The 26,358-nt window shown below is 71.3% G+C and carries 26 protein-coding genes and 1 pseudogene; 13 read left to right on the top strand and 14 right to left on the bottom strand.

Annotated features, from left to right (window positions below; all coding sequences use genetic code 11):
- Positions 1-9: 9 nt before the first annotated feature.
- Positions 10-1,029 (bottom strand): polysaccharide deacetylase family protein, encoded by a 1,020-nt coding sequence (locus ACFVY3_RS13390; protein WP_400160078.1) that lies wholly within the window; start codon positions 1,027-1,029, stop codon positions 10-12.
- Between the two features lie 168 nt (positions 1,030-1,197).
- Between ACFVY3_RS13390 and ACFVY3_RS13385 the strand changes: the two genes are divergently transcribed.
- Positions 1,198-3,084 (top strand): heavy metal translocating P-type ATPase, encoded by a 1,887-nt coding sequence (locus ACFVY3_RS13385; protein ID WP_400160077.1) that lies wholly within the window; start codon positions 1,198-1,200, stop codon positions 3,082-3,084.
- A 13-nt stretch (positions 3,085-3,097) separates the two neighbouring features.
- On the opposite strand, the gene ACFVY3_RS13380 is transcribed toward ACFVY3_RS13385, so the two are convergent.
- On the bottom strand, positions 3,098-3,964 hold the full coding sequence (locus tag ACFVY3_RS13380) for a helix-turn-helix domain-containing protein (protein WP_400160076.1): 867 nt from the start codon (positions 3,962-3,964) through the stop codon (positions 3,098-3,100).
- A gap of 101 nt (positions 3,965-4,065) precedes the next feature.
- Between ACFVY3_RS13380 and ACFVY3_RS13375 the strand changes: the two genes are divergently transcribed.
- The 4 genes from ACFVY3_RS13375 to ACFVY3_RS13360 are packed head-to-tail and all read left to right on the top strand — an operon-like array spanning position 4,066 to position 6,979.
- Positions 4,066-5,331: a multidrug effflux MFS transporter gene (locus tag ACFVY3_RS13375; RefSeq protein ID WP_400160075.1), complete on the top strand. Its 1,266-nt coding sequence runs from the start codon at positions 4,066-4,068 to the stop codon at positions 5,329-5,331.
- Positions 5,332-5,342: 11 nt separating this feature from the next.
- Complete coding sequence (locus tag ACFVY3_RS13370) at positions 5,343-5,777, top strand: cupin domain-containing protein (protein WP_400160074.1); 435 nt, start codon at positions 5,343-5,345, stop codon at positions 5,775-5,777.
- Positions 5,774-6,631: an aldo/keto reductase gene (locus ACFVY3_RS13365; protein WP_400160073.1), complete on the top strand. Its 858-nt coding sequence runs from the start codon at positions 5,774-5,776 to the stop codon at positions 6,629-6,631. Before ACFVY3_RS13370 ends, ACFVY3_RS13365 begins: the two co-directional genes overlap by 4 nt.
- 12 nt (positions 6,632-6,643) lie before the next feature.
- Positions 6,644-6,979, top strand: a complete 336-nt coding sequence (locus tag ACFVY3_RS13360; RefSeq protein WP_400160072.1) for a carboxymuconolactone decarboxylase family protein — start codon at positions 6,644-6,646, stop codon at positions 6,977-6,979.
- Between the two features lie 22 nt (positions 6,980-7,001).
- On the opposite strand, the gene ppsA is transcribed toward ACFVY3_RS13360, so the two are convergent.
- From ppsA to ACFVY3_RS13335, 5 genes are all read right to left on the bottom strand, one after another.
- The gene (ppsA, locus tag ACFVY3_RS13355) at positions 7,002-9,401 is read right to left on the bottom strand and encodes a phosphoenolpyruvate synthase (protein WP_400160071.1); all 2,400 of its coding nucleotides are present in this window, start codon (positions 9,399-9,401) and stop codon (positions 7,002-7,004) included.
- 62 nt (positions 9,402-9,463) lie between these two features.
- Positions 9,464-12,112, bottom strand: coding sequence for a cation-translocating P-type ATPase (locus tag ACFVY3_RS13350; protein ID WP_400160070.1), 2,649 nt, complete (start codon positions 12,110-12,112; stop codon positions 9,464-9,466).
- A 142-nt stretch (positions 12,113-12,254) separates the two neighbouring features.
- On the bottom strand, positions 12,255-13,049 hold the full coding sequence (locus ACFVY3_RS13345; protein ID WP_400160069.1) for a glycosyltransferase: 795 nt from the start codon (positions 13,047-13,049) through the stop codon (positions 12,255-12,257).
- On the bottom strand, positions 13,046-14,485 hold the full coding sequence (locus ACFVY3_RS13340; RefSeq protein ID WP_400160068.1) for a PIG-L family deacetylase: 1,440 nt from the start codon (positions 14,483-14,485) through the stop codon (positions 13,046-13,048). The genes ACFVY3_RS13345 and ACFVY3_RS13340 overlap by 4 nt, the downstream gene beginning before the upstream one ends.
- A complete protein-coding gene (locus ACFVY3_RS13335; protein WP_400160067.1) occupies positions 14,479-15,573 on the bottom strand; it encodes a hypothetical protein in 1,095 nt (364 codons plus the stop codon). Before ACFVY3_RS13335 ends, ACFVY3_RS13340 begins: the two co-directional genes overlap by 7 nt.
- A gap of 199 nt (positions 15,574-15,772) precedes the next feature.
- Between ACFVY3_RS13335 and ACFVY3_RS13330 the strand changes: the two genes are divergently transcribed.
- Both ACFVY3_RS13330 and ACFVY3_RS13325 read left to right on the top strand, forming a co-directional pair.
- The gene (locus ACFVY3_RS13330) at positions 15,773-17,215 is read left to right on the top strand and encodes a glycosyltransferase (RefSeq protein ID WP_400160066.1); all 1,443 of its coding nucleotides are present in this window, start codon (positions 15,773-15,775) and stop codon (positions 17,213-17,215) included.
- Positions 17,212-17,436: a hypothetical protein gene (locus ACFVY3_RS13325; RefSeq protein WP_400160065.1), complete on the top strand. Its 225-nt coding sequence runs from the start codon at positions 17,212-17,214 to the stop codon at positions 17,434-17,436. The genes ACFVY3_RS13330 and ACFVY3_RS13325 overlap by 4 nt, the downstream gene beginning before the upstream one ends.
- 8 nt (positions 17,437-17,444) lie before the next feature.
- Here ACFVY3_RS13325 and ACFVY3_RS13320 read toward each other — a convergent pair whose 3' ends face one another.
- A complete protein-coding gene (locus ACFVY3_RS13320) occupies positions 17,445-17,798 on the bottom strand; it encodes a thiamine-binding protein (RefSeq protein ID WP_290256914.1) in 354 nt (117 codons plus the stop codon).
- An 84-nt stretch (positions 17,799-17,882) separates the two neighbouring features.
- Between ACFVY3_RS13320 and ACFVY3_RS13315 the strand changes: the two genes are divergently transcribed.
- From ACFVY3_RS13315 to ACFVY3_RS13305, 3 genes and pseudogenes are all read left to right on the top strand, one after another.
- Positions 17,883-18,551 (top strand): helix-turn-helix domain-containing protein, encoded by a 669-nt coding sequence (locus tag ACFVY3_RS13315; RefSeq protein WP_364136106.1) that lies wholly within the window; start codon positions 17,883-17,885, stop codon positions 18,549-18,551.
- A 223-nt stretch (positions 18,552-18,774) separates the two neighbouring features.
- Positions 18,775-18,856, top strand: a pseudogene (locus tag ACFVY3_RS13310) (YkvA family protein); the annotation flags it as partial.
- A 174-nt stretch (positions 18,857-19,030) separates the two neighbouring features.
- A complete protein-coding gene (locus ACFVY3_RS13305) occupies positions 19,031-19,957 on the top strand; it encodes an NADP-dependent oxidoreductase (RefSeq protein ID WP_400160064.1) in 927 nt (308 codons plus the stop codon).
- Between the two features lie 62 nt (positions 19,958-20,019).
- On the opposite strand, the gene ACFVY3_RS13300 is transcribed toward ACFVY3_RS13305, so the two are convergent.
- The 4 genes from ACFVY3_RS13300 to ACFVY3_RS13285 all read right to left on the bottom strand — a co-directional run bounded on the left by ACFVY3_RS13300 (position 20,020) and on the right by ACFVY3_RS13285 (position 21,980).
- Entirely contained in the window at positions 20,020-20,385 is a 366-nt protein-coding gene (locus tag ACFVY3_RS13300) for a hypothetical protein (RefSeq protein WP_400160063.1), read from the bottom strand.
- Positions 20,386-20,464: 79 nt separating this feature from the next.
- On the bottom strand, positions 20,465-20,776 hold the full coding sequence (locus ACFVY3_RS13295; protein ID WP_377971270.1) for an AzlD domain-containing protein: 312 nt from the start codon (positions 20,774-20,776) through the stop codon (positions 20,465-20,467).
- Positions 20,773-21,531: an AzlC family ABC transporter permease gene (locus tag ACFVY3_RS13290; RefSeq protein WP_290256923.1), complete on the bottom strand. Its 759-nt coding sequence runs from the start codon at positions 21,529-21,531 to the stop codon at positions 20,773-20,775. Before ACFVY3_RS13290 ends, ACFVY3_RS13295 begins: the two co-directional genes overlap by 4 nt.
- Positions 21,528-21,980, bottom strand: a complete 453-nt coding sequence (locus ACFVY3_RS13285; RefSeq protein WP_400160062.1) for a hypothetical protein — start codon at positions 21,978-21,980, stop codon at positions 21,528-21,530. Before ACFVY3_RS13285 ends, ACFVY3_RS13290 begins: the two co-directional genes overlap by 4 nt.
- A gap of 159 nt (positions 21,981-22,139) precedes the next feature.
- Between ACFVY3_RS13285 and ACFVY3_RS13280 the strand changes: the two genes are divergently transcribed.
- Together ACFVY3_RS13280 and ACFVY3_RS13275 are read left to right on the top strand one after the other, a co-directional pair.
- Positions 22,140-23,051, top strand: a complete 912-nt coding sequence (locus tag ACFVY3_RS13280) for an ATP-binding cassette domain-containing protein (protein WP_400160061.1) — start codon at positions 22,140-22,142, stop codon at positions 23,049-23,051.
- On the top strand, positions 23,044-24,636 hold the full coding sequence (locus ACFVY3_RS13275) for an ABC transporter permease (protein ID WP_400160060.1): 1,593 nt from the start codon (positions 23,044-23,046) through the stop codon (positions 24,634-24,636). The genes ACFVY3_RS13280 and ACFVY3_RS13275 overlap by 8 nt, the downstream gene beginning before the upstream one ends.
- A gap of 39 nt (positions 24,637-24,675) precedes the next feature.
- On the opposite strand, the gene soxR is transcribed toward ACFVY3_RS13275, so the two are convergent.
- A complete protein-coding gene (gene soxR, locus ACFVY3_RS13270; RefSeq protein WP_290256927.1) occupies positions 24,676-25,194 on the bottom strand; it encodes a redox-sensitive transcriptional activator SoxR in 519 nt (172 codons plus the stop codon).
- Positions 25,195-25,287: 93 nt separating this feature from the next.
- Between soxR and ACFVY3_RS13265 the strand changes: the two genes are divergently transcribed.
- Positions 25,288-25,434 (top strand): hypothetical protein, encoded by a 147-nt coding sequence (locus tag ACFVY3_RS13265; RefSeq protein ID WP_290256928.1) that lies wholly within the window; start codon positions 25,288-25,290, stop codon positions 25,432-25,434.
- 24 nt (positions 25,435-25,458) lie between these two features.
- On the opposite strand, the gene ACFVY3_RS13260 is transcribed toward ACFVY3_RS13265, so the two are convergent.
- A complete protein-coding gene (locus ACFVY3_RS13260) occupies positions 25,459-26,346 on the bottom strand; it encodes a glycerophosphodiester phosphodiesterase (RefSeq protein WP_400160059.1) in 888 nt (295 codons plus the stop codon).
- Positions 26,347-26,358 lie beyond the last annotated feature (12 nt).

Raw genomic sequence — 26,358 nt, 5'->3', positions numbered from 1 at the left:
CCGGCACCGTTAGCGGAGGAGGGCATCGAGGGTGGTGAAGCCGTAGCCGGCCGCCCGGAGCTGCGAGATCAGCTGCGGCAGGGTGTCGGCGTCGAGGGTGCTGCCGTCGTCGGGGTTGGAGCCGATGTGCATAAGGACGATCTCGCCGGGGCGCAGCCCGGCGAGGGTCCGGTCCAGCACGGTCTGGACGCTGATGCCGCCGCTGGTTCCCTTCCAGCCCAGCGTGTCCACGGTCCAGCGGACCGCGACGTAGCCCAGGGCGTTGACGGCGGCGATGGTGCGCGCGTCCCGCTCGCCAAAAGGGAACCGGAACAGCGGCCGGGCGGTCCCGCCGGCGGCGCTGATGGCGGCCTCCGCGCCGGCGAGCTGCTGGGCGATCTGGGCGTCGGTCAGGCCGGTGAAGCCGGGGTGGGTCATCGAGTGGTTGCCGATCCGGTGCCCTCCGGCCACGATCGCGGCCACCCCCGCCGGATTGCCGGACGCCCACGCGCCGGTGAGGAAGAACGTCCCCCGCACACCCGTCGCGGAGAGGGTCTGCAGGATGCTGGGCAGCCCGGCGGAGTTGGCCCCGGCGTCGAAGGTCAGGGCGACCACCGGCCCGGCGCCGGGGATGACCTCGACGTCGGCGCCCCGGAGCGCGGCCGGAAACGGGTCCGCGGGCGGGGCGGGCGGTTGCGGTGGCTCAGGTGCCGGTTCGGGCGGGGCGGAAGGCTGGGGTGCCGGTGGCGCGGGAGGTACGGGCGGCGCGGGTGGCTCCGCGGCGGGCGGCGCCGGTACGCCCGGCTCAGGCGCGGCCGCCGTCGTCGTGGCCGGTGACGGGGCCGCCGTGGTCGTGGCCTCGGACGGTGACTCCGTGGAAGCGGAGGACGACGGCGGCACGGACAGTGTGGCCGGGGATCCGCCCTGCGGGCCCGAACCTCGCGGCCCCGAGGCCAGCAGCACCGCTCCGGCCACCGCGGCCGCCACGAGCAGGACGGCGAGCACCGCCGCCAGGAGCCGGCGCTGACCGCCGACGGGGATCGACCACATGCCCCACCGTGACCCCGGATCCGCTGCCCGGGATAGGGCTCAAAGACCCCTCCAACGGCCCCGGAAACCCGCCGTCCCCGGGCAGTAGGATGCAGGGAGAGGCACATCCCGGAATCGGCGCTGAGGCAAGGCAGGACCCCCGTTAAAACTCTCTTCCGGTACCCGCTGGTGGCAGGCACCCTGGCCGTCCTGCTGGGCGTGATCCTGCTGCTGGTGTCCGGCCAGGAGGGCATCGCCCGGTGGACCGCCAGCCTCTACGCCCTGGCCGTCGCCGCGTACCTGGCGGTGGGCATGGTCCGCCGGCTGATGGGCGGCACCTGGGGCATCGACATCCTGGCCGTGACCGCGATCGTCAGCACCGTGCTGGTGGGCGAGTTCGTCGCCTCCATGATCATCGTGCTGATGATGGCCGGCGGCACGGCGCTGGAGGACTTCGCGGCGGGCCGGGCCAAGGCGGAACTGACCGCACTCCTCGAACGCGTCCCGCAAACGGCGCACCGCGAGCGCGCCGGTGTGGCGGCGGACGGCACCCACGGGGATGGCAGCCTGGCCGACGGCCAGCACGAGGATGTGGCCGCCACCGACGTACGGATCGGCGACATCCTGCTGGTCCGCCCCGGCGAGGTGGTTCCGCTGGACGGGGTCCTGCTCTCCGACTCCGGCACCTTCGACGAATCGTCCCTCACCGGAGAGAGCCTGCCCGTGGAACGGGCCGCCGGGGAAAACCTGATGAGCGGGTCCCTGAACGGCGAGGCGGCCATCAGGATGCGCGTCACGGCCCGGATGGAGGACTCCCAGTACAGCCGGATCGTGGCCCTGGTCCGGGAAGCCGCGGAAAGCAAGGCGCCAATGGTCCGGCTGGCCGACCGCTACGCCGTCCCCTTCACGGGCCTGGCGTACGTGCTGGGCGCCGTCGGCTGGATCATCAGCGGCAGCCCCGCCCGCTTCGCCGAGGTGTTGGTGGTGGCCACGCCCTGCCCGCTGCTGATCGCCGCGCCGGTGGCGTTCCTGGGGGGGATGAGCCGCGCCGCCCGCGGCGGGATCATCGTCAAGTACGCCGGGGTGCTGGAGCTGCTGGGCCGGATCCGCACCGCCGCGTTCGACAAGACCGGCACCCTGACCTACGGCCGGCCGGCGCTGGTGGAAATCCGCACCACGGGCACCCTGGACGAGGACGAGGTGCTGCGCCTGGCCGCGTCCGCGGAGCAGTACTCCTCCCACGTGCTCGCCGCCTCCGTGATGGACGCCGCGAGGGCCCGCGTGCTGGGCTTCCACAGCGCCTCCGAGGCCACCGAGTACGCCACGCACGGCGTCCGGGCCCGGCTGGACGGGCGGGACGTGGTGGTGGGGAAACCGAATTTTGTGGCCGAAGCGGCCGAGGGCGTGGTGGAGACGGATCTGGTGTCCGGGCAGCTGGGCATCTATGTGGGGGTGGACGGAAAATTCGTCGGCTGCCTGGTGATGAGCGACCCGCTCCGGGACGAGGCGCGCCGCACCCTGGGCGAGCTCCAGCACCTGGGTGTCACGCAGACCGTGATGCTCACCGGCGACGCCCTGGCCACCGCCGAGCACATCGCGGACGCGGCCGGCCTCACGGACGTCCGGGCCGAGTGCCTGCCCCCGGACAAGGTGGAGGCGGTGCGGTCCCTGCCGCTGCGGCCGGTGATGATGGTGGGCGACGGCGTCAACGACGCCCCCGTCCTTGCCGTCGCCGACGTCGGGATCGCGATGGGCGCGCGGGGTTCGACGGCGGCTGGCGAGTCGGCCGACGTCGTGATCATCCTGGATGACCTGTCCAAGGTGGCCTCGGCGGTGCGGATCGGCCAGCGCACCGTGAAGGTGGCGCTGCAGAGCATTTGGATCGGCATCGCGATGAGCGTGGCCCTGATGGTGGCGGCCGCCGCGGGCTACGTCCCGGCGATCGCCGGGGCCCTGTCCCAGGAGGTGGTGGACCTGGCCACCATCCTGAACGCGCTCCGGGCGCTGAGTGCGGGCGGCACGGACACGGGCCGGAACCCGGCACCGGAGACGGGCACGGGGACGAAGGGACCGTAGAAAGCGCAGGTTATCAGGCGATGGGCTGCGAGGCGGCCCAGGAGGCGAGGAGGCTCAGCCGTTCCGCTGAGGGTGACCCGGGTTCGGCCGAGTAGACAAGGAGCACGTGGCCGGGATCGGCCGTGAGGGCGAGCTCCTCGTAGGCCAGGGTGAGCTCCCCGACCACCGGGTGCGTGAAGCGTTTGGTCCCCGACCCGTGGGTGCGCACGTCATGGGCCCCCCAAAGCCGGCGGAAGACGTCGCTTCGGGTGGACAATTCGCCGACGAGGTCCTGGAGGAGCTTGTTGTGCGGGTCCCGGCCGGCTTCCGCCCGCATGATCGCCACGCACATGTCGGCGAAGAGGTCCCAATCGGGATAGAAGTCTTTGGAGGCCGGGTCCAGGAATTGGAAGCGGGCCAGGTTGGGTGTGCGTCCGCCGTCGCCAATCACGGGCGAGTAGAAAGCACGGCCCAGATCGTTGGTGGCCACCATGTCCTGGTGCGCGTTCCGGACAAAGGCGGGACCGTCGGTGATGGAACGAAGTGCCCATTGGAGGCTCGGGCGCAGGGCGGAAGTCCGGGTGATGCCGCGGCGCCGCGAACGGCCCGAGGTGGGAATCCCGTCGGCGGCCCGGGCCAGGTCAAACAGATGGGCCCTTTCCGTGTCGTTCAGCTGCAGGGCCTCGGAGATGGCGTCCAGCACCGAGGCGGAGGCCCCTGCGATGGTTCCGCGTTCGAGCTTGGAGTAGTACTCCACGCTGACGCCGGCGAGCATGGCCACCTCCGAGCGGCGCAGTCCCTTGACCCGCCGGTTCGGGCCGGAGGGTATCCCGGCGAGCTCGGGGGTGAGTTTGGCCCGACGTGACATGAGGTACTCGCGCACCTCGGCTCGATTGTCCATGCCTATGACGATACGACGATCCCGGCGGCGGAGGGATGCCCTGCCAGTACACCTCTTGACAGGGACTTCTTCGGCCTGCCGATAAGGGTTTTGCTGGATACATGACTGATTCCTCCACCCTCAACCAGACGGGCCGCCATGGCCGGTGGTTGGCGGCGCTGTTGCTGGTGCTGACGGTCTTTGGACCCATCTCCATGGACCTCTATCTTCCGGCTCTCCCTGCCCTCACCGCCGACCTTGGCGCGAAGACGTCCACGGCACAGCTGACGGTCACCGCGTGCCTGTTGGGGCTGGCGGCGGGGCAGCTGGTCGCAGGCCCGCTCTCTGACTGCTTTGGCAGGCGAAAGCCGCTCCTGATCGGGGTGACCGCGTACGTCATCGTGTCGGCACTGTGTGCGATGAGCCCCTCCGTTGAGGTGCTGGTGCTCGCCCGGCTGGTCCAGGGAGTGGCCGGCGGCGTCGGGATCGTGATCGCCCAGGCGGCGGGCCGCGATGTGTACGACGGCGGCCGCTTGATCCGCTTTTACGGCCGGCTGACCGTTATCGGCGGCTTTGCGGCCATCGTGGGACCCTTGGTGGGCGGTGCGCTCTCCGCGGTGATGGACTGGCGGGGACTGTTCCAGGTCCTTGCGGTCATTGGTGCGGCGATTCTGGCCTGGGTCGTCGTCGGGTTTGGCGAGACGCTGCCCGCGGGGTCGCGCACCCCGAGCGGGTTCGGCCAGGTGGGCCGCGATATGCGGGTTTTGTTCCGGGACCGCGGGTTCGTCGGCGCTGTCGTGGTTCAAGGGTTTGTCTATGCGGCGCTGTTTGCCTATCTCAGCGGCGCCACCTACGTCCTGCAGGGCGTCTACGGCCTCTCGCCTCAGCAATACGCCATGGCCTTCGGCCTGAATTCTGCGGGGTTCATGGCTTTCGGTTACCTCGCCGGCCGGTCCAGCGAACGGTGGAGCATCACCGGGACCCTCATGGTCGGCCTGGCCATGTGCGCGGCCGGAGCCGGGGGAATTCTGACCGCCGGTATCACCCACCTTCCCTTGCCCGCGGTGATGGTTTCCCTGCTTCTCCTGGTGAGCGGGACCGCGGTCACCAGCCCGCCCTCGACCACCATCGCACTGGCCGGCTATCCGACCATCGCCGGCGCCGCCTCGTCCTTCCTTGGGGCCGCCCGCTTCGCTCTCGGTGGAGTCGCCGCCCCGCTGGTCGGACTCGCCGGAGCACTCAGCATCCTCCCGCTGGGCCTGGTGACCGCCGCCGCGATCATCCTGGCAGCTGCGACCGCCCTGGTCCTGCTGCCCCGTGCGTCGCGTCCGGCAGGCCCGGAAAGACCGTCCTCTGAAACACCCGTTCCAGAGCATTCCCATCACTGAAAGGAAACACCATGCACGGCACAGAATTTAGCCAGATCTTCCCGCTGGGCCAGAAGAACGACGCGTATGCGCAGTACTTCACCGGCCAGAGTTATCTGGCGCCCCTCGCCTCGGGCCCGGTCCCCGTCAGCAACGTCTCTTTCGAGCCGGGATGCCGCAACAACTGGCACATCCACCACGGCACAGACGGTGGAGGCGACCAGGTCCTGCTCTGCACCGCGGGCAGCGGCTGGTACCAGGCCGACGGCGAGGCCCCCGTCAGCCTGGAACCAGGAACGGTCATCCACGTGCCCGCCGGCACCAAACACTGGCACGGAGCGAAGGCGGACTCGTGGTTCTCCCACGTCGCTTTCATCACCCCGGGCAACGACGTCAGCAACGAATGGCTCGAGCCGGTGACCGACGAGGTGTACGGCGGACTGTCCCAGAACGGAGAAACAGCATGACCATAGTGAACGAAACTCTTACCCTCTCGAACGGCGTCGAGGTCCCCACCCTGGGGCTGGGCACGTGGTTCATCGACGATGACAAGGCCGCCGAGGCCGTGCGCCAGGCCATCGCGGTCGGATACCGCAACATCGACACCGCCCAGGCCTACGGAAACGAGCGCGGAGTCGGCGACGGCGTCCGCACCTCAGGGGTGGCACGGAACGAACTCTTCGTTTCCACCAAGCTCGCCGCCGAAATCAAGGACTACCCCGGCGCCGTCGCCGCCATCGACCGGTCCCTGGAGCAGCTGGGGCTTGAGTATGTCGACCTGATGCTGATCCACGCCCCGCAACCCTGGGACGACTTCCGTGGCGGCGACTACTCCGAGGGCAACCTCGCCGCCTGGCGCGCCCTGGAGGAAGCCCACCGGGCAGGGAAAATCCGCGCGATCGGAGTCTCCAACTTCCTGCAGGCCGATCTGGAGAACCTCCTCAACCACGGAACCGTTGCCCCGCACGTCAACCAGATCCTCGTGCACGCGGGAAACACCCCCACCGAGCTGATCGACTACTGCCAGTCGCGGGGCATCGCGGTGGAGGCCTACTCCCCGATCGCCCACGGCCAGGTCCTGAAGAACCGGGAGATCGCGGCGATCGCCGAGAAATACGGGGCGAGCGTGCCACAGCTGTGCATCCGCTACACGCTGCAACTGGGCGCCGTGTCGCTGCCCAAGACCGCTAACCCGGCCCACATGCGGTCAAACGCCGGACTCACCTTCACAATCTCGGACGAGGACATGGAAACCCTCCGCACCCTCGATGAAAAGAACTACGGCGAGCACGCCGCGTTCCCCGTTTACTCCGGAAAATAGAGGAGACCCACAATGCCTGAAAAAGTAACGGCCGGCCGGGACGTGCTCGGTGATTTCGCCCCGACGTTCGCCGCGCTCAACGACGACGTCCTCTTCGGTCAGGTCTGGGCCCGCGAAGAACAACTCTCCCCGCGGATCCGCAGCATCGTCACCGTGACGGCCCTGATGGCCAGCGGGGTGCTGGACAGCTCGCTCCAGCATCACATCGGCCGGGCCAAGGCGAACGGCGTCACTGCCGACGAGATGGCCGAGGTGCTGACTCACGCGGCCTTCTACGCCGGGTGGCCCAAGGCCTGGGCCGCGTTCCGCATGGCAACTGACATTTATGGCGGCGGTGGCCCGCGGTAGGCCAGTCCGGGCCTGACGCTCCTCACCCGCCCGCTGGCCGCCGCTCCGCCTCGGCGATCAGCGGGACGGTCCTGAGGTAGCTGTCCGGGTTCAGCGAGATCGAGTCGATGCCCTCCCCCACCAGGAACTGCGCGAACTCCGGGTGGTTGCTGGGGCCCTGACCGCAGATGCCGATCTTGATCCCGGCCACGTGCGCCTGGCGGATCGCCTCGCTGATCATCGCCATCACCGCCTCATCCCGCTCGTCGAAGAGCGCCGCCAGCCGCCCCGAGTCCCGGTCCACCCCGAGGACCAGCTGGGTCAGGTCGTTCGAGCCGATGGAGAACCCGTCGAAGCGGGCGGCGAACTTCCCGGCGAGCACCACGTTGGCCGGGATTTCGCACATCATGTACACCTGCAGGCCGTTTTCCCCGCGGACCAGGCCGTTCTCCGCCATCACCGCCAGCACTTTGTCCGCCTCCTGCGGGGTGCGACAGAACGGCACCATGACGATCACATTGCCGAAGCCCAGCCGCTCCCGGACCCGTTTCAGCGCACGGCATTCGAGGGCGAACCCCTCGCGGTAGCGCTCGTCGTAGTAGCGGGAGGCGCCGCGGAAGCCCAGCATCGGGTTCTCCTCCGCCTCCTCGAAGGCCGTCCCGCCCACCAGGTGCGCGTATTCGTTGGTCTTGAAGTCGCTGAGCCGCACGATCACCGGCCGGGGATGGTACGGCGCGGCGATCTTGGCGATGCCGAGGGCCAGGACGTCCACGAAGTAGTCCCGCGGATCCGCATACCCGCGGGTCAGCTCCCGGATCTGCGCGGCCTCGCCAGGGTCCGTGACCCGCTCCGGGTGGACCAGCGCCATCGGGTGGACCCGGATCAGGGAGCTGATGATGAACTCCATCCGGGCCAGTCCCACACCGTCCGCGGGCAGCCGCCACCATTGGAACGCGGCGGCTGGGCTGGCGATGTTGACCATGATCCGGGTCCGGGTCTCCGGCAGTTCGCCCAGGTCCACGTCCTCGGTCTCGAACGCCAGGCTGCCGGCGTAGACGCGCCCCTGGTCCCCCTCCGCGCAGGACAGCGTGACGGACTGGCCCTCCTGGAGCACCGCCGTCGCGTTCCCGGTGCCGACGACGGCGGGCACGCCCAGTTCCCGGCTCACGATGGCGGCGTGGCTGGTGGGTCCGCCGTGGTCGGTGACGATCCCGGCGGCCCGCTTCATGATCGGCACCCAGTCCGGGTCCGTCATCTCGGTGACCAGGATGGCGCCGTCGCGGAATCCCTCGATGTCCGCGGCGCTGCGGATCACACAGGCGGTGCCCTGCGCGATCGAATCGCCGATCGCCGCCCCGGCGGCCAGGACCCGCCCGGTTTCCAGCAGCCGGTGCACGGTGAACCGGGACCCGCCCTTGCGCGACTGGACGGTCTCAGGCCGGGCCTGGACCATGAACAGGTCACCGGTTTCCCCGTCCCGGGCCCATTCCATGTCCATCGGCCGGCCGTAGTGCTCCTCGACGGTCACCGCCCAGCGGCCGAGCCTGAGGATCTCCTCATCGGTCAGGACAAAGGCGCGGCGTTCCGCCTCGGACGTGTCCACGGTGCGGGTGCGGGCGTGGCCGCCCCGGCTGTAGACCATCTTGCGTTCCTTGGCGCCGAGGGTCTTCTCGATGATCGGGCGGATGCCGGCGGCCGCGGACGCCTCCCCCAGCAGCGGCTTGAAGACCAGGTACTTGTCCGGGTTGATGCTGCCCTGCACCACCGTTTCCCCGAGGCCCCAGGCGGCGCTGATCACGGCTGCGCGGGGGAAGCCGGAGTCCGTGTCGATCGAGAACATCACCCCGGAGGCGCCGATGTCCGAGCGCACCATCCGCTGCACGCCGATGGAGAGGGCGACGTCGAGGTGGTCGAAGCCTTTCACCTCGCGGTAGCTGATGGCCCGGTCCGTGAACAGGGAGGCGTAGCAGCGGCGGCAGGCGTCCAGCAGTTCCCGCTCCCCGGCGACATTGAGGAAGGTCTCCTGCTGGCCGGCGAAGCTGGCGTCCGGCAGGTCCTCCGCCGTGGCGCTGGAGCGGACCGCCACGGAGAGCCGGTCCGTCCCGGAGCGGCGGCCCAGCTCCCGGTAATGGTCGCGCAGCGCCTCGGCCAGGTCCGGCGGGAATTCACCGCCGAGGAAGAGTTCGCGGATGGCCTCTCCGGTCTCGCGCAGCGTGGCCGTCCCGGCGCGGAAGGCGTCCAGGCGTTCCCGCATCCCGGATTCGATGCCGTTGGCGTCGATGAAAAGCCGGTAGGCCTCCGCCGTGGTGGCGAAGCCGTCCGGCACCCGCACGCCGCGGGCCTTCAGCGCCCCGATCAGCTCACCCAGGGACGCGTTCTTGCCTCCCACCCGGGGCACATCGGCCATGCCGATCTCCTCAAACCACAACACGTGTCCGGGCATGCGGTCGCTCCTCGGTGGTAGTCCGTCGATGCTCCGATCCTGCTGTGGGCGGCCCCGCGGGGTCAGAGTCTTTGGGCCCCCCGGACGCCGGCCCGGCGGTGCCGGAACTCGCGGTGCCGGAACGCCTTGTACGCCCAGTCCGCCAGTAGTACCGCGGGGATGGCGGCGAGCGCGACGGCCAGGCCGCCCGGTGTCGGCGGCGCCTGGCCCAGCAGATCTGCCACCGGGCCCAGAAAGAGGAAAACGGTGAGCAGCACCAGCTCCGCGAGCACCGCCCACAGCAGCAGCCGGTTGCTGGCCCAGCCCAGCCGCCACGGCGGGACGGTGGCGCTGCGGCAGGCGAAGGCGTTGGCCAACTGACCGAGCACCACGGTGGTGAAGGCGGCACCGGAGGCGGCCATCAACGCGTCCGACGGCGGCAGCAGGGCCCCCGGCGTCCAGGGGCTCCACCCGGCGCCGAGGAGCACCGCGGTGTAGGCGGCCATCTCCAGCACCGCCTCCACTGGGCCGAGCAGCCCGAACACCCGGACCATCAGTGCCCGGTCCATCAGGTGCCGGCGCTCCGGTGGCCGCTTCAGGGCGCCCTTGCTGGGGGCCTCACTTCCCAGGGCCAGGGCGGGCAGCAGGTCGGTGCCGATGTCCAGGGCCAGGATCTGCAGGACACTCAGCGCCAAGGGGAACCGGCCGCCGGACAGCGCCCAGAAGACGAACGGCGTCAGCTCCGCGACGTTGTCTGTCAGGTGGTAGGTCAGGAAGCGGCGGATGTTGGCGTAGGTGGCGCGGCCCTGTTCGACGGCGGCAATAATGGTGGCGAAGTCGTCGTCGAGGAGCACCAGGTCCGCGGCCTCGCGGGCGACGTCGGTGCCGCTGAGTCCCATCGCGACGCCGATGTCCGCCTGCTGCAGGGCGGGCCCGTCGTTGACGCCGTCGCCGGTCATGGCCAGGACGTGGCCGCGGCGCTGCAGCAGCCGGGCCACGCGGAGCTTCTGCTCGGGTGAGACGCGGCTGACCACGACGCCGTCGCGGTCCAGGAGGGCGGCGAGCACCTCGTCATCCTCCGGGAGGGTGTGGCCCTCCAGCACCAGTTCCGGGGAGCCGATCAGGCCGGTCTCCCGCGCGATGGCGGCGGCGGTGAAGGCGTGGTCGCCGGTGACCATGGCCACCTTGATGCCGGCCTCGCGGGCGGCCTGCAGGGACACGCGGACCTCCGCCCGGGGCGGGTCGTGCAGGCCGATCAGGCCCAGCAGCTCCAGGTCCTGCTCCAGCTCATCGGCGGTGGCACCCTCGGGGGCGGGGCCCGGCAGCCCCCGCTCGGCCACGGCGAGGACCCGCAGTCCGCGGGAGGCCATCCGATCCACCAGTTCCCGGGATGCGCCGTTGCCGCCGCGGCAGACGGGCAGGACGGACTCGGGCGCGCCCTTGACGTAGAGGGTGGTCCCGGCGAGCGCGGACTCGCGCAGGCGGCGGGGGTCGAAGGCGAAGCGCCGGTCCGGCGTCGCGTCGTTGCCCGCGCCGCCGCCGTCCGTTTCTTCGGCCGTCAGAGCAATCCCATTGCCCGTCAGCCGGGTGACAAGGGCGTCGATGGCCGCCTCCATCGGGTCCCCCTCGGCGATCCACCGGCCCTCGTGACGGACGGCCCGGCCGACGGAGGCCGCCCGCGCGGCGGTGCCGAGACGCCACGCGGCCCGGAGGGCGTCCCCGGCGGGGGCGGCTCCGCCGGCGCTGACGTGGGCCTCGGGTTCGTAGCCCTGACCGGCGATGTCCAGGGTCCCGGCGGGGGTCCAGACCTCCACGGCGTTCATCCGGTTCTGGGTGAGGGTGCCGGTCTTGTCGGTGCAGATGAAGGTGGTGGAGCCGAGCGTCTCGACGGCCTGCAGGTTCCGGACCAGGGCTTTGCGGCCGGCCATCCGCTGCGCCCCGATGGCCAGGGAGAGGGTGACCGTGGGCAGGAGGCCCTCGGGGACCAGTGCCACGGCGACGCCGATCGCGAAGAGGAAGGCATCCCGCCAGGAGATCCCCACCAGCAGGGACAGCAGGAAGAACAGCGCCCCGATCCCCAGCGCCACGGTGGCCACGATCCGGACAATGCGCTGCAGCTCCCGGGCCAGCGGGCTCGGCGGCGGTTCGACGCGGCCGGTCAGGGAGGCGATCTCGGCCAGCCGGGTGGTGGCCCCGGTGCCCTCCACCAGCCCCTCGGCGGAGCCGACCACCAGAAACGTGCCGCCGTATAGCACCTCCCCGGCGGCGCGGGGCACCGGCTCGCTTTCACCGGTGAGCATGGACTCATCCACCGAGCAGCCCGCGGCCAGGATGAGACGCAGGTCCGCGGGGACACGGTCGCCGGCCACCAGCACGACGGCGTCGCCGGGGACCAGTTCCGTGGTGTGCACCTTGACCACCCGGCCGTCCCGCCGCACCGAGACCATGGCTGGCAGCAGCTCGCGCAGTTTCGCCGCGGCATGCTGGGCCCGTTCCTGCTGGATGTAGGCGAAGACGCCGTTGACCAAAATCACCACCACGATCGCGATGGCCAGCTGCGGCATCCCGGCGATGAAGGCCAGGACGGCCGCCGCCCACAGCATGACGGCAAAGAAGTGCGTCAGTTCTGCCAGCAGCCGCCGCCACCCCGGCACGGCCCGGGCCTCCGGCAGCCGGTTGGGGCCGGTGCGCTCCAGCCGCCGGGCCGCCTCCGCCGAGGTCAGGCCCGTCATCGGCAGCACCGTGTTCCGGCTCCGCCCCGGCGTGTCATGGATTCGACGATCCGCCCGCTCCCGGCCCCGGGTTAGGGCCGAAAGTCCCCGGCGTGCGGCTGTTCCGGAGGGGCCTGGAGGCCCCGGCTGCGGCGTCGGCCGCCTAGCTGCCGGTGGCCGCCGGCGGTGCCTGCCGGCCCAGGGAGCGCAGGTACGCCGCGAAGCCCTGCGGTGCCCGCGCCTGCGTCCGCCCGGAGGTCAGCACCCGGACGCTGTCGGTGGCCAGGACGGTGAACGCCAGGCTGCGCAGGCCCTGGACCAGGGTGCGGTCCTCGTGCGACTGCTGCTTGGGGAAGCCGCCGGCGGCGAGGTAGGCGGAGGCCCGGACGCCGAAGTTGGCCCCGTAGATGTGCGGGTGGTTCTCTTCGAACGGGTGCCGCTCCAGCCAGCGGCGCAGCAGGTCCGGGTCCATGCCCACCGGGTCAGGTTCCACCGACCCCAGGACGGCGTCCGCCCCGGCGTCGGCGAATTCCAGTTGCCGGACCAGCCAGTGCGGCGGGACCCGGGAGTCGGCATCGGTATTCGCCAGCCAGGTCTTGCCGCGCCAGGGCGCGGGGGTGGAGCGCTGGCCCGGATGCCGGCGGGGGCGGCCCAGGACGGCGGTGCGGATGCCGGCCGCCCGGCTGGCCCCGGCGCTGCGGAGCCCGACGGTGAGGATCTGGAAGCGGGGGTCGGCCTCGACGTAGCGTCCGGCGATCTCCGCGGACCCGTCGGTACAGGAGTCCAGCACCACCATTACCAGGACAACCACCTCCGGGCGGGCGCTGGCCAGCTGGTCCGCGGCGGCCTGCACGGCGGACAGCGCGCGGTCCAGGTGCTGGTCCTCGTTGTGGACGGGAAGGACGACGGCGACCGTGTCGATCGCGGGGCGCCGCCGGGCGGTCATGGCGACGGTCATGGCTGCTGCTCCGGCGCCCGGAGGATTTCCAGCACGAAGTCGCGTTCCCGGTAGAGCCCGGCCCCGGCCCAGCGGAGCCGGTCGCGGGCCGTAGCGTGGACCGTGTCACCGTCCAGGACCCAGCCGTCCAGCGGGTGCCGCCAGTGGCAGAGGACCAGGGTGCCGCCGGGCAGCAGCGAGGCTTCGACCCCCCGGAACAGCTCGTCCAGCTCCTCCGGGGAGAGGTAGTAGCCCACCTCGGAGACGACGATCAGGTCGAACCCGCCGTCGGGCCAGCCGTGCGGGACGGTGAGGTGCCGGGTCTGCGCGGCGGGCAGGTGCTCCAGCCGTTCGGCGGCGCGGGCCAAGGCGGTGCTGCTGGCGTCGACGGCCAGGAAGGTTCCGCAGCGTTCGGCCAGTTCAACGCTCAGCGTCCCGATCGAGCAGCCGATTTCCAGCCCGGCCTCGTAGTTCTGCTCCGGCAGCGCGGCAAGGGTCAGGGCGCGTTTGCGCTGTTCATACCAGGTGCCGGTGTAGCCCCAGGGGTCCTCGTCGCGGCCGTGGACCGCGTCGAAGAGCCGTTCGGCGTCGGCGGCGGCGTAGCCGGCGGCTGCGCCGTGGGAGCCAGCATCGCGGGCGGCCGTGTCTATGGCGGTGTCCCCGGCGGCATCCCCGGCGGCGGGCGGCCGGGGCTGGTGCCAGGCGAAGGTTTCCCAGTGCCGCTCGAAGTGCGCCAGGAAGCCCGGCGGCAACAGCACCTCGTCCCCGGGCTGCTCCGAGAGCGGGGCCACCTGGGAGGTGTGGGCCGCCATGGCCCGCGCCTTGGCCTGGTGCTCCGCCGGCTGCAGCGGGAAACGTTGCCAGTCCTGCCAGGCCGGGTCCTCCGGGCTGGCCCAGAGCCAGTACCAGACAGGGAACTCCAGCAGGCCGTAGCCATCCGCCGCTGCGGTTTCCGCTGCGGCCGCGCCCAGGGTGTCGTGATCGGTGTGCCCGTCGTGCCGGTAGGGCGCCACGAGGATGATCCGCTCGGCAAGCTTCCCGGTGTCCGCGGCCGCCTCCCGGATGGCCGCCACGATCTCTGCCCGGTGCTCCGCGAGCCGGCCGTCCGGCAATCCCAGATAGCGGCGTCGGGGGCCGCCCAGCAGGTGTCCCAGGGCGCCGTCGAATTCGCGGAGCCGCACCTCGGCCAGCCGTTCGGGCGTCACCGTGGGCGAATCCGGGTGGGAGGCCTCGCCCGCGGTGCAGAGCAGCACCCGCACGTCCGCGCCCAGGGCGTGCAGCCGGGCCATGAGGCCGCCGGCGCCGAGGGTTTCGTCGTCGGGGTGGGCGGCCAGCACCAGGAACGCGGTGGCGGCGAGCTCGCCGTCGTTCAACGGCAGCTCGGGCAGCGCCGCGGCGCCGGAGCGGGCCCAGGCGCTCTCCGGGGTGCCGGTGTCCTGGTGCGTGAAGCTCACCATGGTTCGCCGCCCTCGAAGCCATTGAAGACCAATGAGCCCAGCTGCGCGTCGTCGCGCATGGCGTGGTGCTGGCGGATGTACAGCGCGAGGTCGGCCATGCGCTTGCCGTAGGCGGCGTCGAAGACCAGCGGTCCGGGGCCCAGGTTTTGGCCGACCAGGGCCTGGATGCGCTCGACGGCGGTGGCGACGGCGCCGCGGACGCGCAGCGCCTCGGGCCACGCGCCGCTTCCGGAGAGGTCCCCGGTGTCGATCCGGTCCGCGGTGCGGGCCAGGTAGGCGGTGAGCCCGGCCAGGGTGCGGTCTATCTCGCCCAGATGCGCGAGGGCCACCTGGTCCGGGGCCCGGCCGCGGTCTGCCGCGGCTTTCAGGGCGTCCCGGTAGCTGCGGGCCACGGCCACGGCGCCGCCCAGCCAGCAGGCCGCCACGCCCATGCCGCCCCAGGCGAAGCCGGGACGCCGGTAGTACCAGCCCTCGCCGCCGAGCGGGCTGGCGGGGACGGCGTCGAAGTGCACGGTGCCGCTCGGGACCTCGCGCAGTCCCAGGCTGGTCCAGCCCGGGTCCGCCACGGTCACGCCGCTGTGGTGGAGGTCGACGGCGAACGCGGCGCGGCCTCCGCCCGGCAGGTGGGCGGTCAGCACTGCCCGGTCCAGCTGGCCGGCGAGCGAGCACCACGGCTTGGCGCCGGTCAGCAGGGTCCGACCGCCCTCTTCAGCGGCGGTGAGGCTGAGGCCGGGCGCCTCCGCGGCGAAGACACCCCAGGTGCCCTCGAGGTCCGTGGAGTCGCCGGCCTCCCCCGCGTCCCTGGCCTGCTGCAGGATCGCGGCCGCGTCCAGGTGCGGTTCCAGGATGCGGCCGGCCGCGACGTCGACGGCGGTGACGGACGCGAGCAGTTCCCAGAGGAACGCGGTGCGGCCGGTGCCGGGCGCCGGCGCCCATGATCCGGCGTCCGCGGCGAGGGACAGCAGGGCGGGAACGTCCCCGACGGCGGCCGCGACGGCGGCCAGGAACGGATCCAGCCCGGCGAGCGCGTCCGGTCCGGAGCTGATCCGCACGGCCTTGGGCGGGCGGGGGTCCTGGGTCGCGTTCATGGGTCCTTTACGGTTCGTGGCTGGCTCCGGGGGAGCCGGCCAGCGCCGCTGCGCCTTCCCCCGATTGAATCTCAGCTTACTTACCATCGGCGGGGATGGCGCCATCTGCATGACCGGGCTCCCGCGTCCCGGTACCGTAGTCGCAAATCCCCCCCATGTGACAGGTGCTGCTGGTGGGGCCACTGGTACTATCGTGCGCATGCGTGCGGGAAGGCTGAACCGAGCTGTTGGGATTGTCATCGCTGTCATTGCCGGAGGAGCAGCGGCGCTCCTGTGGTTTGCCGTGGCCGCCGGCGGCCCGGCGCTCAGCGAATCCCCCGCCCAGGGACTGGTGTTTGGTTTTTGGAGCATCCTCTACAACACCGATGCCCCGGCCCCCCGCGTGATTCTGGCGGCCATGTCGATGGCCCTCCTCCTGGCGGCCGGCGTTGCGACCGTGGACCGGAGGATCGTCAACCGCTCCCGGCGGTCGCTGGACCCCCTCACCGGTCCGCTCGCTCCCCGGGTGGTGATGGCCGAAACCCGCGGTGAGTTCGCCGGCCCGGTCACGGTGACGGTCCTGATCCCCGCCCACAACGAGGAAGCTTCCGTGGGGCAGACCATCGCCTCCCTGCTGCAGCAGTCGAGGTCACCGGACCGGGTGATCGTCGTGGCGGACAACTGCACTGACCGGACCGTCGAACGGGCCCGGGCTGCCGGTGTGGAGGTCATCGAATCGGTCGGCAACACGCACAAGAAGGCCGGCGCGCTGAACCAGGTCCTGACCGGCCTGCTCCCGGGGCTCGGGGACAACGACGTCGTCATGATCATGGACGCCGACACCGTGCTCGATGACGGCTTCCTTGCGGCCGCCGTGGACCGTTTTACCGCGGACAGGGCCCTGATGGCGGTCGGCGGGCTCTTCTATGGCGAGGAGGGCCACGGTCTGATCGGACAGTTCCAGCGCAACGAATACCTGCGCTACGGGCGCGAAATCAGCCGCCGCCGCGGACGCGTCTTTGTGCTCACCGGAACCGCCTCGCTTTTCCGGTCCCGGGCGCTGCGCACCGTGGCGGCCAGCCGCGGCGTCACGATCCCGGGCGCCCCGGGGGACGTCTACGACACTGCCGCACTGACCGAGGACAATGAATTAACCATCGCGTTGAAGTCCCTGGGCGGGCTGATGATTTCGCCTTCCCAGTGCACTGTCGTCACCGAGTTGATGCCCGGTTGGCGGACCCTGTGGGCCCAGCGGCTCCGCTGGCAGCGTGGTGCGCTGGAAAATATCGGAGCCTACGGCGTCACGCCGCCAACCATGCGGTACTGGGCCCAGCAACTGGGAATCGGGTACGGCGTGATCGCCCTGGGTTCCTACCTGCTCCTGATCTTCCTGATGGTGTTCGCCCTCGATGCCTGGATCTGGTTCCCCTTCTGGCTCGGGTTAGGCCTGCTGTTCATGGCAGAGCGGGTTCTCACCGTGTGGTCCGGCGGGTGGCGGGCACGGCTTCTGGCCGCAACCCTCTTCCCCGAACTGTTCTTCGATATGTTCCTCAACATCGTCTACCTCAAGGGCGTGGCGGACATCGCCCTGGGCAGGACGGCGACGTGGAAGCACCTCACCCCGGCGCCGGCACGGGCCTCCGAAGAAGCGGAGCAGGCATGAGTCCCTCGTTCCCGTCCGCCGTCCCCGCGGGACTGCTGTTTCCGGAATCGCTCCTTCATACCGGCTGGTTCGCCGTTCTCGCCACCTTCGTCGCCATCAACACCGTGATGTACGCAGCCCTGGCCTTGGCGAAAGTCCTCCCGAAGGTCCACCCCACGGAGTGGATCCGCACCCGGAATGAGCGCGCCGAGAGTCGCAGCATCTACCCTGACGCAGACTAGGGCGGGGCCTACTCGCCCAGGGCCCGCTCCAGCCGGTCCAGCTTGCCGGTCAGTTCGCCGGTGTAGCCGGGGCGGATGTCCGCCTTGATCACCAGGGACACGCGGCTGCCGTAGCGGCCCACCGCCTCGGTGGCGCGCTTGACGACGTCGAACACCTCGTCCCATTCGCCCTCGATGGTGGTGAACATGGCGTCGGTGTGGTTCGGGAGGCCGGACTCGCGGACGATCCGCACCGCGGCGGCGACGGCGTCGTGCACCGACGCGTCGTCCGCGCCGGGAGCCGTCTCGGGGGCGGCAGCGGAACCGGAGGTGGGGGCGACTGGGGGACGGCCGGACGGGGCAACAGAAAAGGCAAGCAGCATGGCTCCAGTGTGCCCTCCGCGTCATAAATATGTGAACCCGCGGGTAACCGGTTCGCGCCGCCCCGGCGTTGCTACCCTGAGCAAATGAACCGGGCAGTAGACCGCAGGCCGCTCCGCGCGGACGCTGCACGCAACGTCAATAAGATCATTGCCGCGGCCCGCCAGTGCTTCCGTGAGCACGGGCCGGAGGTACCGCTGCAGACCATCGCCGTGACCGCCGGCGTGGGCCCCGCCACCCTTTTCCGGAACTTCGCGGACAAGGAGGAACTGGTCCTCGCCGCGTTGCACCAGCAGCTGAAACTGCGCGTGAACCCGGTGATCGACGATGCCCTGGCCGGGACCGATGCCGCCGAGGGCCTGTTCCGCATCGTGGAAGCACTGATGGCGGTGGCCAGCGATGAGGCCAATCTCCTCGGAGCTGTGGCCGGGCGCCGCGGGGTGCTGACCGGGATCACCGGGGACCTGATCGAGTCCGTCGCGATCCTGCTGGGACGCGGGCAGGGCCAGGGCACGCTGCGCAGCGACATCTCCATGGCGGACATGATCCGGCTGCTGGCCATGCTGATCGGCGTGGTGGACACCATGGAGGCCGGCTCGGACGCCTGGCGCCGCCCGGTGGCCCTGCTAGAGGACGCCATCCGGGCCGAGCGGCCGGACCGCCCGCTGCCGCCCCAGACCCTGGTACCCGGAACCCAGTACGGCACGGCGTTCGGCGTGGGGTTCGGTTCGCCCTCGGGGGCCACGTACCGTTGAGACCATGAGCTGGGAAACCCTCGCCGGCGTGATCGGCGGACTGATGCTGGTCTACGCCGCGCTGCTGGTCCTGCTGTGGAATTACGCGCGCCGGCACCCCGAAACCGTGACCATGAGGGACGCTCTCCGGCTGCTGCCGGATCTGCTCCGGCTGGTGAAACGGCTGATCGCGGACGGCACCGTCGCCGTGGGGGTACGGGTCCGGCTGGTGTTGTTGCTGCTGTACCTGCTCTCCCCGATCGACCTGGTGCCGGACTTCCTGCCCGTGATCGGCTACGCGGACGACGTCGTGATCGTCGCCCTGGCGCTGCGTTCCGTGGTCAAACGGGCGGGCACCGACGCGGTGCGCCGGCACTGGCCGGGGACGCCCGAGGGCCTGGAACTGATCCTGAAACTCGCCGGGCTGGGTGCCGCCCACTGAGACCGCTTTCACCACGGCGGGCCGGAATAGCGGCCCGGACGCGTCCGTTGACGTGAGCATGAAAGCAATCACGTACAGCGAATACGGCACCCCCGACGTCCTCCAACTGACCGACCAGCCCATGCCCAAGGTTGGCCCCGGCATGGTCCTGGTCAAAGTCAAGGCAGCCTCCGTGAACCCGGTTGACTGGAAGATCGTCTCCGGCGGACTCGACGGCATGATGGACCTGCAGTTCCCCGCGATCCCCGGCTGGGACGTCGCCGGCGTGGTGGAATCCGTGGGCATTGACGCCCCGCAGTACCAGCCCGGCGACGAGGTCATCGCCTATGGCCGCAAGGACTACGTCCACGGCGGCAGCTTCGCCGAGTACATCGCGCTCCCGGAGCGGGTCCTCGCCCGCAAGCCGGCCACCCTGGACTGGAACGAGTCCGCCGGCCTGCCGCTGGCCGGCCTGACCGCCTACCAGGTCCTGACCCGGCTCGGCACGGGCGAAGGCAAGACCGTCCTGATCCACGGCGGAGCCGGCGGCGTCGGCTCCCTGGGCATCCAGATCGCCAAGTCCCTCGGCGCCTCCGTGATCGCCACCGCCTCGGAGAAGAACCACGACTTCCTCCGCTCCCTCGGCGCGGAACCCGTCACCTACGGTGAGGGCCTTGCCGACCGCGTCCGCGCACTCCGCCCGGAAGGCGTCGACATCGTGGCCGACTTCGTCGGCGGTGTCCTCGACGCCACCCTGGCCGTCCTGGCCGAGGGCGGCAAGCACGCCTCGATCGCGGACGCCGAGGTCGAACAGCACGGCGGAACCTGGATGTGGGTCAACCCGGTGGGCGCCCAGCTTCAGGAACTCGCGGACCTGGTGGACAGCCGCGGCCTGCGCGTGGAGGTCGCCAAGACCTACCCGCTGGAGCGCACCGCGGACGCCTTCCGGGACAACATGGAAGGCCACACCCGCGGCAAGATCGTCGTCACGGTCGACGGCGAGTAACAGCGTGTCCGCCCGGACGGGCGGGTGACCTGAGGGCAGGTGCCGTCTTCCGGCGCCTGCCCTCAGCCGTGTCCGGGTTCCCCGCCCGGACCGCCGGTGTCGTGGTGGGTGTCGTCACGCTGCCCGCCGGAGTGGCTTGCGTCGTCATGGTGCTGCTCCCCGTCGTGGTGGGCCGGCTTGTGCTTGGCCTCCTCGAGGTGCTGCTGGAGCTTCTCCTCGGCCTCGCGGCGGCGCCGCGCCAGTTCCTGCAGGTCGCGGGTGGACACGGCCCCGGTGGGGATGCCGCCGGCGGCGCGAGACGCGGCCGCACGGTCGTGGCCCTTCGCCGGATAAGCCGGGTCCGGTTGCGCCCCTTCCGGGGCAGAATGCTCCGGCCCGGAACCCTCCGGGTCGCGGGCAGCGGCATTGTCAGGCTCGTTGGTGGTCATCACTAGATGCTGTCACCGGCCGCCGCGCACTGGCTAGGGGCTAAAGGCCGGGCACGCGTTCGCGCACCAGTAGGCGCCGCTACCCCCAGCCGAGCAGCCGCAACCCGGCCGCCGCACCGGCGCCGGCCAGCACCACCACCAGGAACGGCGCCCTGAGCAGCAGGGCCAGTGCGGCCGCGGCCAGCGCGCCCACCCTTGCGTCGAGGGCCAGCGCCTGCCCGGAGGCCACCGCGTTGACCACCGTCAGGGAGGCGAGGAGCCCGATGGTCATCACCCCGGCCACGCGGGAAATCCGCGGGTTTTTCAGCCACGCGGCGGGCACCAGGTAGCCCAGCAGTTTCCACGCATAGGCAAGCACGCAGGAGAGCAGCAGCCATAGCCAAAGCGTCATGCGCCCTCCCCCGTGGCCGCCCCGGCGTTGCGCCCACGCCCGTGCTCACCCCCGGGGTAGGGGTCGACGTCGGGCTCCAGGCCCTCGTCACGCGGGCCGGAACTAAACCAGCCGAACACGGCGGCCACCAGCGCGGCCACCAGGATGGGCACCCCGGCGGGAACCAGCGGGACGGCCAGCACGGTGGCGAGCGCGCAGACGACGGCGATCGCCACGGGCTCGCGGCCCTTCAGCCGCGGCCAGAGGAGGCCCAAGAAGGCGGCCACCGCGGCGCCGTCGAGCCCCCACTGCTTGGGGTCCCCCAGCGCGCTGCCGGCGAGCGCACCCACCGCGGTGAAGATGTTCCACAGCACGAACACCCCCACGCCGGCGGTCCAAAACCCCCGGCGCTGCTCGTCCGGGTCCGTCTGGCCGGTACTGGTGGCAGTGGATTCGTCGATGGTGACCTGCGCCGCGGCGAAGCGCCGCCAGCCCTTGGGCTGCAGCAAGGCGTTCAACTGCATGCCGTAAATCCCGTTGCGCATGCCCAGCAGGGTGGCCGCGCCCATGGCGGCCAGTCCCGAGCCGCCGCCGGCCACCACGCCGATGAAGGCGAACTGCGAGCCGCCGCTGAACAGCAGCAGGCTCAGCGCCATGGTCTGCCAGAAGTCCAGCCCTGAGGCGACGGAAAGGGCGCCGAAGGAGATGCCGTAGAGCCCGGTAGCGACGCTGATGGACAGCCCGATCCGGACCGCCGGGGTGAGCGCGGTCCTCACCGGCGTGTCTGCCGGGGCGCCCTCGCCAGGCTCCAGGACCAGGCGATCAGCGGCGCCTGCAACGGGAGCCGGATCCCGTGCAGCGTTCGGGCCTTGGGAGATCCCGCCGGCCCGAGGGCGGTATGGAGCGCGTCAACGTGGGCTGTCAGGAACGCGGTGAACAGGGCGGTGACGCAGCCGGCGCTGATTCGGCGGGTCCGGGGCAGCAGGAGGCCTGCGGCCGCGGCGCCCTCGAGCAGTCCCGTGGCGGCAACCCATTCGTCCCTGGAGAGGACCGCCAGCGGACCGTTGCGGTGCTCGCCGGAGTCGTCCCGGCAGAGGTAAGACGGGACCAGCGGGGCGAAGAAGCCGGGATCCCGGAAGTGCTTTGCGGCGCTGGCCAGCAACAGTCCGCTCAGGGCGGTGGCGGACAGGGTTCGGGTTGCCCCGGGGGACCAGCGAAAAGGCATGCATCCATGCAACCACAACCGCGGCGGCGCCAACGAAAACGGGTCCCGCCGACTGCGTCGCGGCCGCGCCGCTGTGGGGAACGGGCACGCAAACCGGCACGGGAAACGGGACCTTCCGCAGGGGATCCGGGAGCCGGCTCCGGGGGTACCGTGGTGGCTATGGGCAACGTCGTGGAAATGGCGGGTGTGGTCAAGCGGTTTGGAACCGTGACGGCGCTGGACGGTCTGGACTTCACCGTGGCCGCCGGGGAGGTCCACGGGTTCCTGGGGCCGAACGGCTCGGGCAAGTCGACCACTCTGCGGCTCCTGCTGGGGTTACTGAGGTCCGACGCCGGGACGGCGCGGGTACTGGGCCTGGACCCGTGGAAGGACGTGGCGTCCCTGCACCGCCGGTTGGCCTACGTCCCCGGCGACGTCTCGCTCTGGCCAAACCTCACCGGCGGCCAGGTGATCGAGCTGCTGGGCCGGCTGCAGGGCGGCCAGGACCGGGCGGAACGGGACCGGCTGCTGCACTTGTTCGAGCTGGACCCCACCAAGAAGACGCGCGCCTACTCCAAGGGCAACCGGCAGAAGGTGGCGCTGGTGGCAGCCCTGGCCACGGACGCCGAGTTGTTCCTGCTGGACGAGCCCACCAGCGGCCTGGACCCGCTGATGGAGGAGGCCTTCCGCGGTTGCGTCCGTGCGCTCCGGGACCAGGGCCGGACCGTGCTGTTGAGCAGCCACATCCTGAGCGAGGCGGAGGCGCTCTCGGACCGGGTCAGCATCATCCGCGCCGGCCGGGTGGTGGAGACCGGCCCGCTGGAGAAGCTCCGGCACCTCACCCGGACCGCCGTCACCGCCGACGTCGCGGCCCTCCCGCCGGGGCTGGACCGGCTGCCCGGCGTGCACGACGTCACCGTGGTCAACCACCGGGTCAGCGCACAGGTGGATCCGGCCGGACTGGCCCCTTTCCTTCAGGCCCTGACCGCCGCGGGCCTGAGGTCCCTGACCAGCCAGCCGCCGACGCTGGAGGACCTGTTCCTGCGCCACTACGGGGCGGGAACCTTTGGCCGGGGTCCCTCCGATGCCTGAGACCCTGGCCGGGACCGGGACGCTGCTGCGGCTGGGGCTGCGGCGAGACCGCTGGCTGCTGCCCGGCTGGGTGCTGGGCTTCGCCGTCGTCGCCTATTCCACGGCGCGGGCCGGCGCCGAGCTGTATCCGGACGTGCGCAGCCGCGTCGAGGCGGCGGACGCGCTCAACGCCACGGCCTCGATGGTGGCGATGTTCGGCCGGATCTACGACCCGGCGTCCCTCGGCGCGCTCTCCCTGATCAAGTACACGGCGTTCATGACCGCCATCCTGGCGGTCCTGATGGCCGTGCTGGTGATCCGCCACACGCGGGCCGACGAGGAGAGCGGACGGCTGGAATTGCTCGGCGGCGGACGGCTGGGCCGTGACGCCCCGCTGGCCGCCGCGCTCATCATTGCCCTCACAGGCAGCCTGGGCGTGGGGCTGCTGACCGCCGCGGGGCTGGCCGCAGGCGGGCTGCCCGCTGAGGGGTCGCTGGCGTTCGGGATGGGCTGGGCCGCCACCGGGCTCGCGTTCAGCGCCGTGGCCGGGGTTGCCGCCCAGCTGACGGCCGGCGCCCGGGCCGCCAACGGATTCAGCGTGGGCATGATCGCGGTGACCTACGGACTGCGCGCGGTGGGCGACCTGGCCGAACCCGGACCCTCGTTCCTGTCGTGGCTCTCCCCCATCGGTTGGAACCAGCAAATCCGGGCCTTCGCCGGCGATCACTGGTGGGTCCTGGTACTGCCGGTCCTGCTCAGTGCCGTCCTCATTCCGGCGGCCTTCGCGTTGCGGGCCCGGCGGGACCTGGGTGCCGGGTTGCGGGCCGAACGCCCCGGCCCGGCCGTGGGGTCCGTGTCCGGGGTGTGGGCCCTGGCCGTGCGGCTGCAGTACAAGGTGTGGCTGGCGTGGGCGATCGCGTTCGTGGTGTTCGGGGTGGTGGTGGGATCGTTGATCGGGAACGTCGCGGAGATGCTGAGTTCGGCAAACGCCCAGGACCTGATCCGGCTGTTGGGCGGGGCGGCCGCGCTGCGCGACGCCTTCCTTGCCGCGGAGATCAGCATCATGGGCCTGCTGGCGGCGGCGTATGCGGTCTCCGCGGCGAACCATCTGCGGGCCGAGGAGTCCGCGGGCCATGCGGAGGCGTTGCTGGCGACGACGGCGACTCGGGCCCGCTGGGCGTCCAGCCACTTCGGCTTCGCTCTGGCCGGGTCCGCCGTGCTGATGGTGCTGGCCGGGGTCTCGATCGGCATCGGGGCGGCGCTGACGGTGCAGGACCCGGCGCTGGTGGGCCGGTCCACGGTGGCGGCCCTGGCCCAGATCCCGGCCGCCTGGGTGCTGGCCGGGCTGGCGCTGGCGGTGTTCGGCTGGCTGCCGCGGCTGGCCGCCGGGGTGTGGGTGCTGCTGCTGGCATTCGTGGCCTTGGGCGAGTTCGGTGTGCTCTGGAACGCCCCGGGCTGGCTGATGGATGCCTCCCCGTTCCGGCATTCGCCGCTGCTGCCGGTGACCGCCGACGCCGTGCCCGCAATGGCGTGGCTGACCGCCGTCGCCGTGGCCCTGGCGGTGCTGGGGTACGCGGGCTGGCGGCGGCGGGACGTGGCGGCGTAGGTATGCGGGCCAGGCTTTGCCGGGTGCTGCGGGGCCGGCCTAGACCTCAGCCGGGCCCTGGACCTCATGTGCGCCCCCGCCTGCGCCCGGGTCCGCCCCGGCCGCCCGGCGGGCGCGCCGGGCCCAGCGGGAACCGGTCCCCTCGGCGGCGGCCTCGTCGCCCGGGTTGACCAGGGAGCAGCGGCCCAGCGACAGGCAGCCGCAGCCGATGCAACTGTCCAGGGACTCCCCCAGAACCTCCAGTTCGCGGATCCGCTCCGCCACCAGCCCCGCCCAGTCCCGGCTGATGGCGGTCCAGTCCGCCTGGTTCGGGGCCCGGTCCGCGGGCAGGCCGTCGAGGGCGGCTTTGATCTGCTCCAGGCTCAGCCCCACCCGCTGGCCGGCCGCCACCACGGCCAGACGGCGCAGGGTGGTCCGCTTATAGCGGCGCTGGTTGCCGCTGGTGCGTTGGGACTGCACTAGGCCGCGGTCCTCGTAGTAGCGCAGGGCCGGCACGGTGATCCCGGCGCGGGACGCGACCTCACCGACGGAGAGCAGGGAATCAGTAGCGGACGGCACCCGTGCAGTCTGGCACGCGCCCGGCTTGACCTCAAGTTCACTTGAGGTTGTTCACTGGAGCCTGACAGAACCGCTACGAACGAAAGCAGCACCATGAGGACCTCCCGCAAGACCGCACGCCAGGCCACCGTCACCCCCGAAGGGGACCAGGCCCTCCCGGGAAAAACCCTGCGCCAGCGCCGGCCGTGGGAGAACCGATCGGTGGACGCCGCCCTGTCCTCCCTGTCCCAGTTCCGCTAGGGGCGGTGGAACGGGGACCGGCCGCTACAGGCTGACGGAGATCCGCTCCAGGACCTCGGCCGGGCGGTTGGTGGTGATCTCCTGGATGCCAAGCTCCCGGCAGAGGTCCACATCCTCGGGGGCGTCGACGGTCCAGACCCGGAACCGGCGGCCGGACTCGAGCCAGCGGCGGACCGTGTCCGGGAATTCGCGGACGTAGTCAATGCCGGGGCCGGCCAGGCCCACGGCACCCTGGTCCAGCAGTTCCTCGCCCTCGAGCTGGGCGGCCTTCATGACGTTGGCCATCGCGTTGCCGGTGATGGAGCCGACGCTGAACCTCTCCCGCACTTCGTCGACGTCGACGTCGTCCACCAGCTGGCAGATGGCCTCGGCGGGGACGGTCTGCAGCAGGTGCCGGACGGAATCCGGGTTGAAGCTCATGAAGGAAACGCGGATGTTATCCAGCATGCCGGTGGCCGGGTCCCAGCCCTCGGCGGTGAGGACCTCCAGCACCCGGTCCTCGAGCTTGAGCTGGTAGGGGCTGGGGTGCTTGAACTCGATGGCCAGCCCGATCTCGCGGCCGGCGGTGCGCAGGATGTCGAGCAGTTCGGGCAGGGTCAGAAACTGCTCGGACTTCGCCCCATACGCCTCGGGGATCCGGGCGCCCTTCCAGGAGCTGAAGTCGAGCTCGCGGAGTTCGTCCAGGGTGCGTTCGGCCACCGGGCCCGTGCCGTTGGAGGTGCGGTCCAGGGTAGCGTCGTGCAGCAGCACGGCGTGCTGGTCGCGGGTCAGGTGGACATCGCACTCGACGCCGTCGGCGCCGTCGGCGATCGCCTGCAGGTAGGCGGCGCGGGTGTGCTCCGCGAAGGCCCCGCTGGCTCCCCGGTGGGCGTAGACGAGCGGGCGGGCGGCAGCGGACTCCTCAATGGTCATGCGAACACGTTA

Source organism: Arthrobacter sp. BPSS-3 (assembly GCF_044628475.1).
In the GTDB taxonomy this organism is placed as follows: domain Bacteria; phylum Actinomycetota; class Actinomycetes; order Actinomycetales; family Micrococcaceae; genus Arthrobacter.
Note: the sequence above shows the minus strand (reverse complement) of the source record. Positions and strands in the feature narration are given on the sequence as shown.

Coding starts and splice junctions, on each gene's coding strand:
- ACFVY3_RS13345 (WP_400160069.1), bottom strand. CDS start 13,049: ATGACCGTCGCCATGACCGCCCGGCGGCGCCCCGCGATCGACACGGTC.
- ACFVY3_RS13330 (WP_400160066.1), top strand. CDS start 15,773: ATGCGTGCGGGAAGGCTGAACCGAGCTGTTGGGATTGTCATCGCTGTC.
- ACFVY3_RS13365 (WP_400160073.1), top strand. CDS start 5,774: ATGACCATAGTGAACGAAACTCTTACCCTCTCGAACGGCGTCGAGGTC.
- ACFVY3_RS13300 (WP_400160063.1), bottom strand. CDS start 20,385: ATGACCACCAACGAGCCTGACAATGCCGCTGCCCGCGACCCGGAGGGT.
- ACFVY3_RS13335 (WP_400160067.1), bottom strand. CDS start 15,573: ATGAACGCGACCCAGGACCCCCGCCCGCCCAAGGCCGTGCGGATCAGC.
- ACFVY3_RS13380 (WP_400160076.1), bottom strand. CDS start 3,964: ATGGACAATCGAGCCGAGGTGCGCGAGTACCTCATGTCACGTCGGGCC.
- ACFVY3_RS13320 (WP_290256914.1), bottom strand. CDS start 17,798: ATGCTGCTTGCCTTTTCTGTTGCCCCGTCCGGCCGTCCCCCAGTCGCC.
- ACFVY3_RS13390 (WP_400160078.1), bottom strand. CDS start 1,029: ATGTGGTCGATCCCCGTCGGCGGTCAGCGCCGGCTCCTGGCGGCGGTG.
- ppsA (WP_400160071.1), bottom strand. CDS start 9,401: ATGCCCGGACACGTGTTGTGGTTTGAGGAGATCGGCATGGCCGATGTG.
- ACFVY3_RS13280 (WP_400160061.1), top strand. CDS start 22,140: ATGGGCAACGTCGTGGAAATGGCGGGTGTGGTCAAGCGGTTTGGAACC.
- ACFVY3_RS13285 (WP_400160062.1), bottom strand. CDS start 21,980: ATGCCTTTTCGCTGGTCCCCCGGGGCAACCCGAACCCTGTCCGCCACC.
- ACFVY3_RS13260 (WP_400160059.1), bottom strand. CDS start 26,346: ATGACCATTGAGGAGTCCGCTGCCGCCCGCCCGCTCGTCTACGCCCAC.
- ACFVY3_RS13325 (WP_400160065.1), top strand. CDS start 17,212: ATGAGTCCCTCGTTCCCGTCCGCCGTCCCCGCGGGACTGCTGTTTCCG.
- ACFVY3_RS13295 (WP_377971270.1), bottom strand. CDS start 20,776: ATGACGCTTTGGCTATGGCTGCTGCTCTCCTGCGTGCTTGCCTATGCG.
- ACFVY3_RS13265 (WP_290256928.1), top strand. CDS start 25,288: ATGAGGACCTCCCGCAAGACCGCACGCCAGGCCACCGTCACCCCCGAA.
- ACFVY3_RS13360 (WP_400160072.1), top strand. CDS start 6,644: ATGCCTGAAAAAGTAACGGCCGGCCGGGACGTGCTCGGTGATTTCGCC.
- ACFVY3_RS13375 (WP_400160075.1), top strand. CDS start 4,066: ATGACTGATTCCTCCACCCTCAACCAGACGGGCCGCCATGGCCGGTGG.
- ACFVY3_RS13305 (WP_400160064.1), top strand. CDS start 19,031: ATGAAAGCAATCACGTACAGCGAATACGGCACCCCCGACGTCCTCCAA.
- ACFVY3_RS13275 (WP_400160060.1), top strand. CDS start 23,044: ATGCCTGAGACCCTGGCCGGGACCGGGACGCTGCTGCGGCTGGGGCTG.
- ACFVY3_RS13315 (WP_364136106.1), top strand. CDS start 17,883: ATGAACCGGGCAGTAGACCGCAGGCCGCTCCGCGCGGACGCTGCACGC.
- ACFVY3_RS13350 (WP_400160070.1), bottom strand. CDS start 12,112: ATGACGGGCCTGACCTCGGCGGAGGCGGCCCGGCGGCTGGAGCGCACC.
- ACFVY3_RS13370 (WP_400160074.1), top strand. CDS start 5,343: ATGCACGGCACAGAATTTAGCCAGATCTTCCCGCTGGGCCAGAAGAAC.
- ACFVY3_RS13340 (WP_400160068.1), bottom strand. CDS start 14,485: ATGGTGAGCTTCACGCACCAGGACACCGGCACCCCGGAGAGCGCCTGG.